The sequence below is a fragment of the Snodgrassella alvi genome (genome assembly GCF_002777425.1).
Lineage (GTDB): Bacteria > Pseudomonadota > Gammaproteobacteria > Burkholderiales > Neisseriaceae > Snodgrassella > Snodgrassella alvi_B.
Genome location: NZ_MDVC01000115.1, coordinates 117,813 through 131,632 on the forward strand (window position 1 = coordinate 117,813; position 13,820 = coordinate 131,632).

Annotated in this window: 12 protein-coding genes; 5 read left to right on the plus strand and 7 right to left on the minus strand. The window is 45.8% G+C overall.

The window, feature by feature from the left end; translation table 11 throughout:
• Window positions 1-68 precede the first annotated feature (68 nt).
• The gene (locus BGI33_RS12485) at window positions 69-1,571 is read left to right on the plus strand and encodes a cation:proton antiporter (protein WP_100091497.1); all 1,503 of its coding nucleotides are present in this window, start codon (window positions 69-71) and stop codon (window positions 1,569-1,571) included.
• 86 nt (window positions 1,572-1,657) lie between these two features.
• On the opposite strand, the gene thrC is transcribed toward BGI33_RS12485, so the two are convergent.
• A complete protein-coding gene (gene thrC / locus BGI33_RS12490; protein ID WP_100091498.1) occupies window positions 1,658-3,070 on the minus strand; it encodes a threonine synthase in 1,413 nt (470 codons plus the stop codon).
• A 55-nt stretch (window positions 3,071-3,125) separates the two neighbouring features.
• Window positions 3,126-3,458, minus strand: a complete 333-nt coding sequence (locus BGI33_RS12495) for a hypothetical protein (protein ID WP_100091499.1) — start codon at window positions 3,456-3,458, stop codon at window positions 3,126-3,128.
• Window positions 3,459-3,623: 165 nt separating this feature from the next.
• On the opposite strand from BGI33_RS12495, the gene BGI33_RS12500 reads away from it, so the two are divergent.
• The 4 genes from BGI33_RS12500 to recX all read left to right on the plus strand — a co-directional run bounded on the left by BGI33_RS12500 (window position 3,624) and on the right by recX (window position 7,331).
• Window positions 3,624-4,937, plus strand: a complete 1,314-nt coding sequence (locus tag BGI33_RS12500) for a replication-associated recombination protein A (RefSeq protein ID WP_100091500.1) — start codon at window positions 3,624-3,626, stop codon at window positions 4,935-4,937.
• Window positions 4,924-5,994 carry an aldose epimerase family protein gene (locus BGI33_RS12505; RefSeq protein WP_180297048.1) on the plus strand — a complete coding sequence of 357 codons (1,071 nt, stop codon included), beginning with the start codon at window positions 4,924-4,926 and terminating at the stop codon, window positions 5,992-5,994. Before BGI33_RS12500 ends, BGI33_RS12505 begins: the two co-directional genes overlap by 14 nt.
• 156 nt (window positions 5,995-6,150) lie before the next feature.
• Complete coding sequence (locus tag BGI33_RS12510) at window positions 6,151-6,858, plus strand: phosphoglycolate phosphatase (protein ID WP_100091565.1); 708 nt, start codon at window positions 6,151-6,153, stop codon at window positions 6,856-6,858.
• Window positions 6,855-7,331 (plus strand): recombination regulator RecX, encoded by a 477-nt coding sequence (recX, locus tag BGI33_RS12515; protein ID WP_100091502.1) that lies wholly within the window; start codon window positions 6,855-6,857, stop codon window positions 7,329-7,331. The genes BGI33_RS12510 and recX overlap by 4 nt, the downstream gene beginning before the upstream one ends.
• A gap of 138 nt (window positions 7,332-7,469) precedes the next feature.
• Here recX and panS read toward each other — a convergent pair whose 3' ends face one another.
• The 5 genes from panS to aceF form a co-directional block, all read right to left on the minus strand.
• Window positions 7,470-8,423 (minus strand): ketopantoate/pantoate/pantothenate transporter PanS, encoded by a 954-nt coding sequence (panS, locus tag BGI33_RS12520; protein ID WP_100091503.1) that lies wholly within the window; start codon window positions 8,421-8,423, stop codon window positions 7,470-7,472.
• Between the two features lie 32 nt (window positions 8,424-8,455).
• Window positions 8,456-8,722 carry a 30S ribosomal protein S20 gene (rpsT, locus tag BGI33_RS12525; RefSeq protein ID WP_025330392.1) on the minus strand — a complete coding sequence of 89 codons (267 nt, stop codon included), beginning with the start codon at window positions 8,720-8,722 and terminating at the stop codon, window positions 8,456-8,458.
• A gap of 129 nt (window positions 8,723-8,851) precedes the next feature.
• The gene (locus tag BGI33_RS12530) at window positions 8,852-9,970 is read right to left on the minus strand and encodes an AI-2E family transporter (protein ID WP_370520824.1); all 1,119 of its coding nucleotides are present in this window, start codon (window positions 9,968-9,970) and stop codon (window positions 8,852-8,854) included.
• Window positions 9,971-10,246: 276 nt separating this feature from the next.
• Window positions 10,247-12,001 (minus strand): dihydrolipoyl dehydrogenase, encoded by a 1,755-nt coding sequence (lpdA, locus tag BGI33_RS12535; RefSeq protein ID WP_100091505.1) that lies wholly within the window; start codon window positions 11,999-12,001, stop codon window positions 10,247-10,249.
• A 111-nt stretch (window positions 12,002-12,112) separates the two neighbouring features.
• A complete protein-coding gene (gene aceF, locus BGI33_RS12540; RefSeq protein ID WP_100091506.1) occupies window positions 12,113-13,747 on the minus strand; it encodes a dihydrolipoyllysine-residue acetyltransferase in 1,635 nt (544 codons plus the stop codon).
• Window positions 13,748-13,820 lie beyond the last annotated feature (73 nt).

Consider the following 13,820-nt stretch of genomic DNA (forward strand, 5'->3'; position numbering starts at 1 on the left):
ACAAGACTGCGCCAGATTCGAATCAACAACGATTTATTACAACATTTCAATAAAGGAAAACTGTTTGGATGGGTAGTGTACTTTTTTTACAGGCAATTACGGTTATTTTTTCGCTGTCTATTGTCACCACGCTTTTAAATAAACGTTTATTTGACATGCCGCAGGCCATTGGTGTGCCAATTGTCTCCGCGATTCTGGTATTTTCCCTGCAATGGGGTATGAATCTGTTCGGGCGCAATCATTTTATCCATGTGGATATCATGGCACTAAAAGCCGCCGTTAGCCATATTAACTTTTATGATTTTCTGGTAAACGGCGTAATCTGTTTTATCCTTACCTCTTCTGCCCTCAAGTTCAGGATTTCCGATCTGAAACGCTACTGGCGCCAAATTCTGATTCTGGCTACATTGGGCTTGCTGTTATGCTCGACACTCTTTGGCAGCCTGCTTTATGCATTCCAGTTCTTGGTTGGCGATCATGTGCCCTTGCTGGTATTGTTACTGCTGGGTTCGGCGCTTGGGGCTACAGACCCTATCGGCATTAAGGGTGTATTAAGCTCAGTGCGCACACCTCGCCACTTAATGGTAAAGCTGGAAGGTGAATCATTATTCAATGATGCCATGTGTATCGTGGTATTCATGACTATTCTTACCCTGATTAGCGGACAGCATGTTTCACCAATTGGTGTGGTGGAGAATTTTTTCTATGAAATTGTGGTCGCGGTGATTATCGGGTTTATTTTCGGTATTGGTGCACTGCGCCTCTTGCATGGCAAACATGAAAATGAGTCACTGATTCTGGCAACAGCACTGCTGGCTTCCGGTTCCTACCTTGTGGCTTATTTTGCTCATGCATCCGGCCCGATTGCCTGTGTGGTAGGCGGCCTGATTGTCGGCAACAAATGGCAGGAAGTATTACAGAAGAAAGAAATTGATGATGTTAACAATTTCTGGCATGCGGTAGAGGGTATTATTAATTCGTTTTTGTTTACCCTGATTGGCCTGGAACTCTTCATTGTTGATATGAGCAAAACGCTGGTTATCGGCGGTATTGTGGCGTTTGTATTGCTTCATTTAAGCCGTTTTATTGGCAATATATTGGCATTTATGCTGTTTCCGAAAGTGTACAAGAAAAGCTATCATGGCAGCCTGACCATTTTGTCATGGGGCGGTGTACGCGGTGGTATTTCACTGGCTTTGATTCTGGCTGTAGCCAATATGCCGGCACTGGCCAAATACAGTGATATTCTGGTTGGATACACCTTTATCTGTGTACTGCTTTCCGGTGTAGTATGTGGTCTTGGTTTACCCGAAGTGCTCAATGCGTTTTATCACAATCCAAATGAGCCGAAAACTGGTTTTCGCGGCTGGTATCAGCGCCAGTGTCACCGCTTTAACCGCAGTGGTGTTATGTATACCATTGAAGAGCGCTCCGATGGTTCAGAGTACATTTCCGTCTATAATCCGATAGCTGTGGCCACAGCGGCCGCTGATCCGAGTGAGGAAATTGCGCTGACTCCAGAAGAGTTAAAACAGAAAGTAGATAAACTGGAAAATCCAGATAATTTCTAAATGAAATCAGTAAAGGCCAGCATAAGTATGCTGGCCTTTCTTTATGATACACAATTGCAAAAACAAATTCCGATTGGCTGGTTTACTTACTCCAACTGAGCTTCTACAAACTGTTTAACCGCAGCAGTATCATTATCCATCACGGTAACATGTTGAGGTAAATCCTCTAATCCGGCAAGATTATCAGGGCGCGGAATCACCACGCTATCACCGACTGCCTCATGAATGGTTTGGGCAAATTTGGCGGCCTGCGCAGTTTCCAGACAGATAATGATTTCGCCCGCTTCGCGCAACTGCCGCGCCACCTTTACCCCATCTGCTGTATGCGGATCAATCAGTTCACCATCTTGTGCATACACTTGAGCAATGGTTTGCAGGCGGTCAGCATGGGTACTTTTACCGGCAGCAAAGCCATACTGATGCTGAATTTTATCCAGCAGATGGCTTAAATCAAATCCGCTGCCCGTAGCCACTTGCTGCCATAGCTGCTGAACCTGTGCGCCATCATGGTCGAGTAAGTCGTAAACAAAGCGTTCAAAATTGGATGCTTTGGAGATGTCCATTGATGGGCTGGAAGTTACAAAAGTATGCGCTGCATCGCGAGGACGGTAATGACCGGTATTGAAAAACTCGTTCAATACATCGTTTTCATTAGTAGCCACAAGCAGACGATGAACAGGCAAGCCCATACTACGGGCAATATGTCCGGCCAGTACATTGCCAAAATTACCACTGGGTACACAAAATGATACTTTCTGCTCATTAGTACTTGTAGCGGCAAAATAGCCTTTAAAGTAGTACACTACCTGTGCCACAATCCTTCCCCAATTGATGGAGTTAACTGTACTCAGGTGATAATGAGCTTTGAAGGCATGATCATTTTGCAATGCTTTCACAATATCCTGACAATCGTCAAACATGCCCTTAATGGCAATATTGAAGATATTACTGTCCTGCAAACTATACATCTGCGCACGCTGAAAATCGCTCATTTTGCCAAATGGCGATAACATGAATACATTTACCCGTTCTTTGCCACGCAAAGCATATTCAGCAGCAGAACCGGTATCGCCACTGGTAGCACCAATAATATTCAGATAACGGTTTTCACGCTCCAGCACGTATTCAAACAGATTACCCAGCAACTGCATGGCCATGTCTTTAAATGCCAGTGTTGGCCCATTCGAAAGCGCCTCAATGCGGATACCATCATGTAATGTTCTCAGCGGAGTGATTTCATTATTACCAAACACTTCTGTGGTGTAGGTTTGATTAATGATTGTCTGCAAATCTGCTTTGGGAATATCGGTAGCAAACAGACTGATAATCTGCATGGCCAGCTCGGCATAACTTAATGAACGCCAGTCATGCAGGGTAATTGCATCAACATGCGGATAGTTTTGTGGCAATAATAAACCGCCATCATCGGCCAGACCGGCCATTAATGCCTGACTGAAGCCTTTTGGCGCTGTCTGCCCTCTGGTACTAATGTATTTCATTATTTCTCCTGTATGATTATCCAACCATATCTGGACCAAGTTAATAACACTATATTTATAAGCTACATACCTCAGCCTGAGATGCAACAAATCCAGCTACTCTTTGCTGGCGCACCTGAGGATCAACCATTTTTGCAACTTCTTTGATATTAAGCTTGCGTTTGTTGCGTTCAGCAACACAGCTACAATATGGCTTACGCTCTCCTGACAAGTCAATTGTTCCTAACCCTTGGATACGCAGCGGCTTGCTCAACTGACGCTGACATTCCTGATTAATCATATATCCGGCAATGCCAGAAACCAGCCCATATTCTGAGTTCTGGTCATATTTAATGCAAACCCCTATCACCACCAATATAAAAATAAGCAAAAACAATATCTTATTCATTGATTTCCTTAGTTCGATTAAAATCAGACTAAAATACAACTGTCCTTTTTATATGTCATGTAATCAAGACGATTATACACATAGTGCAACAGTTATATACCGAGCAAAATTTATACAATCAGGTACAATATATTACACTAACTACCGTGTACTGAATGACACGACATGGATTTATTTAATCAGAAACCTTTACCACCACTGGCAGAACAGCTACGCCCGCAGAATCTGGATGAAGTAATTGGCCAGCAGCACCTGATTGGTACAGGTAAACCATTACGGGTTGCTGTAGAAACCGGACATCTGCACTCCATGCTGCTTTGGGGGCCACCAGGTGTAGGCAAAACCACGCTGGCACGTATTCTGGCACAAAGCTTTAATGCCCAGTTTATTCCACTGTCGGCGGTTTTTTCAGGGGTAAAAGAAATCCGCTTGGCCGTGGAAAAAGCCCAGCTGGCTTTACAGCACGGCCAGCGTACCATCCTGTTTGTAGATGAAGTACACCGCTTTAATAAATCACAGCAGGATGCATTTTTACCCTATGTAGAAAACGGCGTGTTTACCTTTATCGGCGCTACGACAGAAAATCCCTCTTTTGAAGTTAATCCGGCACTTTTGAGCCGGTCGCAGGTTTACACCCTCCATTCACTCAGCATCGAAGAACTGCAACAGCTACAGCAAAAAGTTTTCAGCCTGCCTGAATTCAAATCTTTCACCATTGCTACCGATGCGCAAACATTAATCCTCAACAGTGCCGATGGCGACGGCCGACGCTTTCTCAACTTACTTGAGCAACTGATCCATACTGCGCAGGCACAACAACAGACTGAAATCAGTGCAGCCTTAACAGCCAGTACTCTGGGCACTCAGTTACGCCGTTTTGATAAAGGTGGTGACAGCTTTTACGAACAAATTTCAGCATTACATAAATCTGTGCGTGGTTCTCACCCCAATGCTGCCCTATACTGGTTTAGCCGTATGCTAGATGGCGGTGCAGATCCGCGCTATCTGGCACGGCGGATTATCCGCATGGCTTGGGAGGATATTGGTCTGGCTGACCCGCGGGCAATGCAGATAGCCAATGATGCTGCCCTAACCTATGAACGGCTTGGCAGCCCTGAAGGTGAACTGGCTCTGGCACAGGCAGTGTTGTATCTGGCTTGTGCTGCCAAAAGTAATGCAGGTTATGTGGCTTATAATGAGGCGCGTGTATTTGTCAAAAAACATCCGTCCAGTGAAGTACCAGTACACTTGCGCAACGCTCCTACCAAACTGATGAAGGAACTGGGTTACGGTCGTGAATACCGTTATGCCCATGATGAACCGCATGCTTATGCGGCCGGTGAAACCTATATGCCGGAAGGTATGGATGAACCGGCATTCTATCAGCCAGTAACACGCGGACTGGAAATTAAAATCGCGGAAAAACTGGCTTTTTTACATAATCTTGATGAAGAGGCCGGACAGAATGAAACAAAATAAACAATCATTGTGTACGATTGATACGCAACCATTCGGCTTGATAGATGACGAAAGCACTACTCTGTGGACACTGGCAAACAGTGATGGCATGCAGGTATCGATTATGGACTTTGGTGCCATCATTACTTCGATTGTGATGCCTGATAGAGACAACAAGCCGATAGAGTGTGTGCTGGGCTTTGATAGTGCTGAAGACTATGCCAGCACCAGCTATCGTAGCAACAACCCGCATCTAGGCGCGGTAATTGGCCGCCATGCCGGCCGTATCAGCCATGCCCGTGCGCCACTCAATCAGGAGCTTATCCAGCTCACCCCCAATCAGGGTGAACATCATATGCATGGTGGCTATACCGGCTTCGACCAGAAATGGTGGACAGTCAGTGCTACCTACGCAGATGAACATGCAGCTTCTGTTACCCTGCAATTATTCAGTGCCGATGGCGAAGAAGGCTACCCCGGCAACCTGAATGTACAGGTATGTTATACCCTGACTGCGAACAATGAATTAAATGTTGATTTTAGCGCTCAATCAGACCGAGATACTTTTATCAATCTTACCCAGCACAGTTATTTTAATCTGGCTTTGCATGAAAATACTGTCAGCGAGCATCAGTTGTGGCTGTTACCACAGGAAATTATCGTTACCGATAAAGACATGATGCCAACCGGTGCTATTACCAAAGCATCGGCGGCACTTGATTTTCACTCTGCCCGTCCAATCGCTAACAGTGTTATTGATACAGCCTATGTATTACCACTGCATTCAGCCAACAGCATAATCGCACGCATAAGCGCACCAGATACTGGCCTGTCCATGGCGGTTAAAACCGATGCATCAGTGATGGTGGTTTATAATGCCCAGCATCTGCCCGAACAGCAGCTACCCAAGCGTAAATCACTCCGGCCATTTGCTGCTATCTGTTTTGAGCCACAAGGCTATACAGATGCTCCTAACCAGCCTGCTTTCCCGAATAACATTCTGCGCGCCGGTGCTACATTTAAACAGCAGATTACCTACATATTCAGCCGCGATCCTATGCAATCCATTATCAGTTAATGGCTAAGGCAGGCACTACTATTTTTGCCACACCAGTTTCATATGCAAAACAAAAACGATTGCCAAACGGAGTAAATGTACAGTAGCGGGCAGCCATATCTGCAGTATGAACGTGATAAAATAGGGACTTCTTTTACTCAATCAACACTGCCTATCATGAAATGGAATGATATTCATGCCATTGCATTCGATCTGGATGGCACTCTGGTCGATTCAATTGCCGATTTATGTGCTGCTGCCAATCATATGCGCGCTGAGCTGAACTTATCGCCGCTACCGGCTGCTGAATTGACCACCTACGTAGGCGATGGCCTGTCCAGTCTGGTACACCGTGCACTCAGCGGCAGTAAAGATGGTCAGGTAGATGAAACAAGCTGGACGCAGGGCTTTACTGCCTTTATCGCTTATTATCGTACTCATTTAAGCGTTCATACCCGCCCGTATCCAGAAGTAGAAACTGCGCTGGCACTGTTCCGTGCCCGGGGACTACCTTTAGCGGTAATCACTAATAAAAATGAAATTCTGGCCGTGGAACTATTGTGCCAGCTCGGGCTGGCTGATGCATTCAGCCTGGTTGTGGGCGGTGACACACTGGCCGAAAAGAAGCCCTCCCCCATGCCTTTATTACACACGGCGGAAGTATTAGGCGTGCCAATCGCAAATTTATTGATGGTGGGCGACTCAGCCAATGATATTCTGGCTGCCAAGGCTGCCGGTGCATTAAGCTGTGGGGTAACTTGGGGCTATGCCGACATGGGACAGCTAGCACAAAATGCCCAAACCAAACCAGACATCATCATCGATAACCTGCCACAGATTGATGATGGTATGCGTCATCATGGTGACAGCGATATCCGTGCATGAAGCAAAAAATCAGTTTACGCGCCCGTGCCATTACCATACTGGCACGGCAGGAAATCAGCCGTGCCGAACTGGCACGTAAACTGCGTCCCCATGTTGACGAGGGCGATGATCTGGAAGCCTTACTGGATGAGCTGGAACAGCGGCACTGGCAATCAGATGCACGTTATGCTGAAACCTATATCAACAGTAAAAGCCGGATGCATGGCAATCTGCGTTTACAGCAAAGCCTGAAACAAAAAGGGGTAGATGCTGAGCTGATTGCAGACTATTTACCAGACAAAGATGAACAGATAAGTAATGCTGTAACTGTATTGCAGAAAAAATACCGTAAGCCGCCGGCTGATTTGAAAGAAAAACACAAATACATGCATTTTCTTGCCTATCGTGGCTTTAGTATGGATATTATTCATGCTGCAATTGAGCAGGCATGGGCAGATACTGCCCTGCCTGATGAAGATGAATACTGGCAATAGCAACGGAACCAATACAAGATACATCAGATTTCATGTATAACCATGATAAATCAGCCAGCCATGTATCCTCAATTCAGCAAATCATTATCTAAAAAAAGCCCGGTTAAATAACCGGGCTTTTTTTATCGATGCCTAACCTCAATGCAAACTAACATCTTCACGTTTTAGATGGTCGTTACTGGTGCCTGTGGGCTTACCAGACCAGTAGCTAGCCAGAAACGAACCGGAAATATTATGCCACAACGAAAATATTGCACCGGGCAAGGCTGCCATCGGTCCAAAGAAGCTGGAACCCAATACAGCGGCCAGACCAGAGTTCTGCATGCCTACTTCCAATGCCAGCGTGCGACAGACGGATTTGTCAAAACCAAACAAACGGCCACCCCAGTAACCGCCAATCAGCCCCAAGGCATTATGCAGAATCACCCCAATGACAACAATGGCTGTTTCAATCCCGATTTTATCACTACTCAGTGATACCACAGTAGACAATACGATGATAATCAAGCACATGGTAATCAATGGTAGTGAAGGTACAACTTTTTTTACCAGTTGCGGCGCAAAATAATTAATGGTTACCCCGAAAGTGATAGGTAAAGCCACAATCAGTAAAATCTCCTTCAGCATACTCATAACTGGTACAGCAATAGATGCAGCAATATACATTTTTGCTAATAATGGCGTTGCAAAGATACCCACTATGGTAGACAAAGCACTAATAGTCACCGATAGTGCTACATCACCCTTGGATAAAAACACCATTACATTGGAAGCAGTACCGCTGGCCACACACCCTACCAGCACCATGCCTGCCTGCAATTCTGGCGACATATCCAGCATCTTGGCAATCAGCCATGCTGCCAGCGGCATAATCAGGTAATGCAAACCAATACCGGCCACTATAGGAGTCGGCCGTTTCAGTACTCGAGTGAAATCCTCAATTTTCAGTGTCATGCCCATGGATAACATCACCAGCATTAACATTTCAGAAATATAAGGTTTTAGCGGAATAAAAACAGCAGGATTACGATAGGCAAAGATAGAACATAAGGCTGCCCACAATGGGAACAGCCTTGTAATAATGGCAATCACGAGAATCGTCTCATGCGATGATAGAAATCAGCTTAGGCAGCCATAGCCTTGATTTTGGCAGCCAAACGACTTTTATGACGTGCTGCTTTGTTTTTATGAAAAACACCTTTATCAGCAATGCGATCAATCACTTTAACGCTTTCGCTGTAAGTAACCTGAGCGGCAGCTTTATCACCTGCTTCAACGGCTTTCAATACTTTTTTAACCGCAGTGCGAAAAGCGGTACGCAAGCTGGCGTTGTGAGCACGTTGTTTCAGTGCCTGACGAGCGCGCTTACGAGATTGTGCACTATTGGCCATCAATATCTCCTAACATACATATACAAATCATGAAACGCAGAATTTTAATGACTTCGCAGCATAAAAGCAAGTGCCCCTGTTGTTTTTTAGCTGGAAATCTATGCAGACAAGTAATTAAGATTGCTTGTCTTAGTCTGTTTTCTCGTCCTTAATGATGGCATTTTCCGGCAGCTGGCGAAAGTAATCACTGCGCCAGTATGCCTGTGTTCCTTCCTGAATCAGTACCAGACACACAGCTGCCAGTGGCAACGCCAACAACATGCCAACAAAACCGAGTAGCTGCCCAAATGCCATTAACGAAAAAATCACCCAGAATGGTGACAGGCCAATCCGGTCACCCACAATTTTTGGAGTAACAAAAAAGCTTTCCAGAAACTGGCCTACTGCAAAAACACCCCACACCATTAATAGTCCTGTCCAGCCATCAAATTGCAATAATGCCGCCAGTGTTGCTAGTAACAGACCAGTAAAAGCCCCCAGATAAGGCACAAATACCAGTAAACCAGCAACCATACCAATAGCAAATCCGGATTCCAGCCCCACCAGTGCCAGCCCCAACCCATAAACCATTCCCATGATTACCATAACCAACAATTCACCACGCAGGAATGCACCCAGTACCGTGTCCATATTGGTAGCTATGCGGTTGTAAGTTGGTAAAGCGCGGCGAGGAATCAAATGGCGGATACCTGATGTCCAGCGATTCCAGTCCAGCAGAAAATAATACAGTAAAAAAGGCAATAGCAGCAGATTGGTAATCCATTCCACCATGCCACTGCCATGCTGCCACACCATGGGCAATACCTTCGATGCAGCATCCTTAATGCTGGCATTATGGGTTTGAATCCATTGCCCTACATATCTGGACATATAATCCACATCCCAGCGAATGCGTATATGAAAAGTCTGATTCAACCAGGGAATAAGCTTATGATGAACCCAGTTGAGAAAATCGGGTAATTTAGCATAAATACTGTCAAACAAATTAATCAGCATCGGTATAACAATCAGCAACAAAATCACAATCACGCTCAGCCCAAGCAACATGACCAGCATGGCCGCTACCGAACGGGACATTTTCAGACGATGGAGTTTTTCTACCAGCGGATTCAAAATATAAGCCAGTACTCCGGCCGCCGCAAAGGGCATCAGAATTGGCTTCAATCCGATAAACAGGCCGATGGTGACCAATAGCATCAGTCCACCAATAATCCACGGGGTGATATTAGAATGCTTCTTGCTGTTGATATTCATTAAACTTGTACTCAGACTGATTATTAATAAAAATATAAGCCCACAGCAATATGCAGACAATGATTTAGCTGCACATTATTTCTGATAATAACTGAATAAATACCGTTCTGGAATGACTAAGTGCATCTTTATAGTTAAATTTATATATTATTTGTATATATAATTAATATTGAGTAAGCAAAATTTACCTATTAACAACAGTGTATTTCCTAGCCAATAAAAAAGCTGTTCGATAATACTCGAACAGCCTGCAATACAAGCATTTACTGCTTATTTTTTGCGTTGGGGCGGCAAATCAGTACAAGTACCCATCGCCACTTCAGCAGCCATGCCTATGGATTCACCCAGTGTCGGATGCGGATGAATTGTGCGGCCGATATCGTCTGCGTCACAGCCCATTTCGATGGCCAGACAGATTTCACCAATCATATCGCCGGCACTTGGACCAACAATAGCGCCACCGATAATCAAGCCACTGTCCGCATCAAAAATCAGTTTGGTAGCACCCTCGCTGCAACCATTGGCTACAGCGCGGCCGGAAGCTGCCCACGGGAATACCGCTTTGGTGATTTTCACACCTTCTTTTTTGGCCTGATCCTCTGTCATGCCTACCCATGCTACTTCTGGATTGGTGTAAGCCACGCCCGGAATCACGCGTGCATCAAAGTAAGCCTGATGGCCGGCACAGTTTTCAGCGGCCACGTGAGCTTCATGCACAGCCTTATGCGCCAACATCGGCTGACCAACAATATCACCAATAGCAAAAATATGCGGCACATTGGTACGCATTTGCTTGTCAACATTAATAAAGCCACGATCAGTTACGGCTACACCGGCATTTTCAGCACCAATCAGCTTACCGTTAGGTGCACGACCAGCAGCTACCAGAACCAGATCATAGCGTTGTGGTTCAGTCGGCGCCTTGGCTCCTTCAAACGTAACATAAATACCATCTTCTCTGGCTTCAACAGCCGTGGTTTTGGTATTTAGCATAATATTATCGAAGCGATGTTCGTTTTTCTTCTGCCAGATTCTAACCATATCCCGGTCAGCGCCCTGCATCAGACCATCCATCATTTCCACCACATCCAGACGTGCGCCCAGTGTACTGTACACCGTACCCATTTCCAGACCGATAATGCCACCGCCGATAATCAGCATTTTTTCAGGCACAAATTTCAGTGCCAGTGCGCCAGTTGAATCAACAATGCGTGGGTCTTCAGGAATAAACGGCAAATTGACCACACGGCTACCGGCAGCAATAATGCTGTTCTTGAAAGCCAGTGTTGTTGTTTCACCAGTTTCAGCCCTGCCTTCACCTGAAGTCAGTTTTACTTCAATATGATGTGGGTCAATATAGCGGCCATTACCACGGATAATATCCACTTTACGGGTTTTAGCCATGCCAGCCAGCCCACCAGTCATTCTGGCTACAACTTTTTCCTTGTAGCTGCGCAGCTGATCAATATCGATTTTCGGTGCCGGATATTCGATACCGTTGGCTTTGAGTTCTTTAACTTCATCAATTACCGCTGCATTGTGTAGCAAAGCTTTGGAAGGGATACAGCCCACATTCAGACACACGCCACCCAAAGTAGCATAGCGTTCTACAATGGCGACTTTCAAGCCTTCATCGGCCGCTGCAAAAGCAGCAGAATAGCCACCCGGACCACCACCGAGCACAACAACATCATATTCGGCATCACTGCTGCCACTGTAACTGGCAGCCTGTGGTGCGGCGGCTGGTGCACTTTCCGTTACGGGAGCTGCTACTGCTTCTGCTTTGGCCGCAGCTTCTATCACTGCAATCACACCACCTTCAGAAATTTTATCACCAACTTTAACTTTAACTTCCTTCACCACCCCGGCAGCTTCTGCCGGTACATCCATAGTAGCCTTGTCAGTTTCCAGCGTAATCAGCGTATCATCTACCGCAACGGTATCGCCCGGTTTGATTTCTACCGCAATAATATCGACATTCTGATAATTGCCAATATCCGGTACTTTTAATTCAATTAAGCTCATGGTCTAACCTTTTGCCTAGCTGTTGCAATTAACACAACAGAATTTACCTGTATTTCATGTATGCAGGCTGCCAGAAACCCAATTGTTTTCAGGCAGCCTCTAATTAAAGACTTACAGAGATACGCGGCGGAAATCAGCCAGCAACTGACTGATAAATACCAGAAAACGCATACCGGCTGCACCATCAATCACACGATGATCAAAAGACAGTGACAGCGGGCATTGTAAGCGTGGTTCAAATTCCTTACCATTCCAGCTCGGTTTAATCTGGGATTTGCACACACCCAGAATAGCCACTTCCGGCGCATTAACAATCGGCGTAAAGCCAGTACCGCCAATACCGCCCAAAGAGGAAATGGTAAAGGAAGCGCCCTGCATTTCCTGTGGTTTGAGCTTGCCTTCACGAGCACGTTTACTCATGTCGGCCAGTTCCTGCGTGATTTCCTTCAGGCCTTTCTGGTCGGCATTCTTGATAACCGGCACCACCAAACCATTCGGCGTATCCGCAGCAAAGCCAATATGGATATATTTTTTCAGAATCAGGTTATCGCCATCAAGCGAAGAATTGAATTCTGGAAATTCCTGTAAAGCTTTCACGCAAGCCAAGATAATGAAAGCCAACGGAGAAACTTTAATACCGGCACGTTCCCATTCTTTGTTCAATTGTTTGCGGAATGCTTCCAGATCAGTCATGTCTGCATCTTCATGCAAAGTAACATGAGGAATCATTACCCAGTTACGTGCCAGATTCTGACCAGATATTTTCTTGATCCGTGACAGCTCTTTAACTTCGATTTCACCAAATTTGCTGAAATCTACTTTAGGCCACGGCAATAAATCCAGCCCACCGCCAAGTGATGCACCTGCACCACCCTGTTCAACTTTCTGCATCACAGATTTAACAAAGCTACGCAGGTCTACCGGTGTAATACGTCCTTTACGGCCACTACCAGTTACACGTCCCAGGTCTACACCCAGTTCACGAGCCAATTTGCGTACAGACGGGCTGGCATGGGCTTTTGCAAAACCTTTTTCATCAATATCAGAGCTACCAAAGGCCTGTGGAATATGGCTCTTGATTTCGGCACGCAAATCATTGTTTTCAGCCGTTGGAGTTGCAGCAACCTGTTTTTTGATTTCTGCGGCTTCTTTTTGTGCCGGCGTTGCTGGTGCAGCCGCATCAGCACTGGCAGATGCAGCAGCCACTTCAATCAGGGCACTGCCTTCAGAAACCTTGTCACCTACTTTCACATGTACCGCAGTTACCTTGCCGGCAACTGTAGACGGTACATCCATGGTGGCTTTATCAGTTTCAAGTGTAACCAGTGTCTGGTCAACAGCCACTTCATCACCGACTTTAATATCCACCTCAATCACATCTACATTCGAGAAATTGCCGATATCAGGCACGTTCACCGCAACAGCCTGTGTAGCTGCATTGGTTGTTTCACTGGCCGCCGCTTTGGCTGGTGCTTCAGCTGCTGTGGAAGGAGCGGTTGCAGCATTGGCTGCTTCCACTTTCACAATTACAGTACCTTCAGAAACTTTATCACCCACCTTAACCAGCACTTCCTTAACCACACCAGCATGGTCAGCAGGCACATCCATAGTGGCTTTATCGGTTTCAAGCGTAATCAGGGTATCATCTACCGCAATGCTATCGCCAACCTTGACCGCCACATCAATAACATCGACACCAGTATAATTACCGATATCTGGCACTTTTATTTCTACAATCTGACTCATCATTATGTCCTTTGGTGACAGCAGGCTTACACCTGCGTCCGACAATCGTTAGCCTCTAAGCCAACAAAACCTG

Bases quoted from the DNA above. Each gene is read 5' to 3' on its own strand.
- BGI33_RS12500 (WP_100091500.1), top strand. From the start codon at position 3,624: ATGGATTTATTTAATCAGAAACCTTTACCACCACTGGCAGAACAGCTA.
- recX (WP_100091502.1), top strand. From the start codon at position 6,855: ATGAAGCAAAAAATCAGTTTACGCGCCCGTGCCATTACCATACTGGCA.
- BGI33_RS12485 (WP_100091497.1), top strand. From the start codon at position 69: ATGGGTAGTGTACTTTTTTTACAGGCAATTACGGTTATTTTTTCGCTG.
- thrC (WP_100091498.1), bottom strand. From the start codon at position 3,070: ATGAAATACATTAGTACCAGAGGGCAGACAGCGCCAAAAGGCTTCAGT.
- aceF (WP_100091506.1), bottom strand. From the start codon at position 13,747: ATGAGTCAGATTGTAGAAATAAAAGTGCCAGATATCGGTAATTATACT.
- lpdA (WP_100091505.1), bottom strand. From the start codon at position 12,001: ATGAGCTTAATTGAATTAAAAGTACCGGATATTGGCAATTATCAGAAT.
- BGI33_RS12505 (WP_180297048.1), top strand. From the start codon at position 4,924: ATGAAACAAAATAAACAATCATTGTGTACGATTGATACGCAACCATTC.
- BGI33_RS12510 (WP_100091565.1), top strand. From the start codon at position 6,151: ATGAAATGGAATGATATTCATGCCATTGCATTCGATCTGGATGGCACT.
- rpsT (WP_025330392.1), bottom strand. From the start codon at position 8,722: ATGGCCAATAGTGCACAATCTCGTAAGCGCGCTCGTCAGGCACTGAAA.
- BGI33_RS12495 (WP_100091499.1), bottom strand. From the start codon at position 3,458: ATGAATAAGATATTGTTTTTGCTTATTTTTATATTGGTGGTGATAGGG.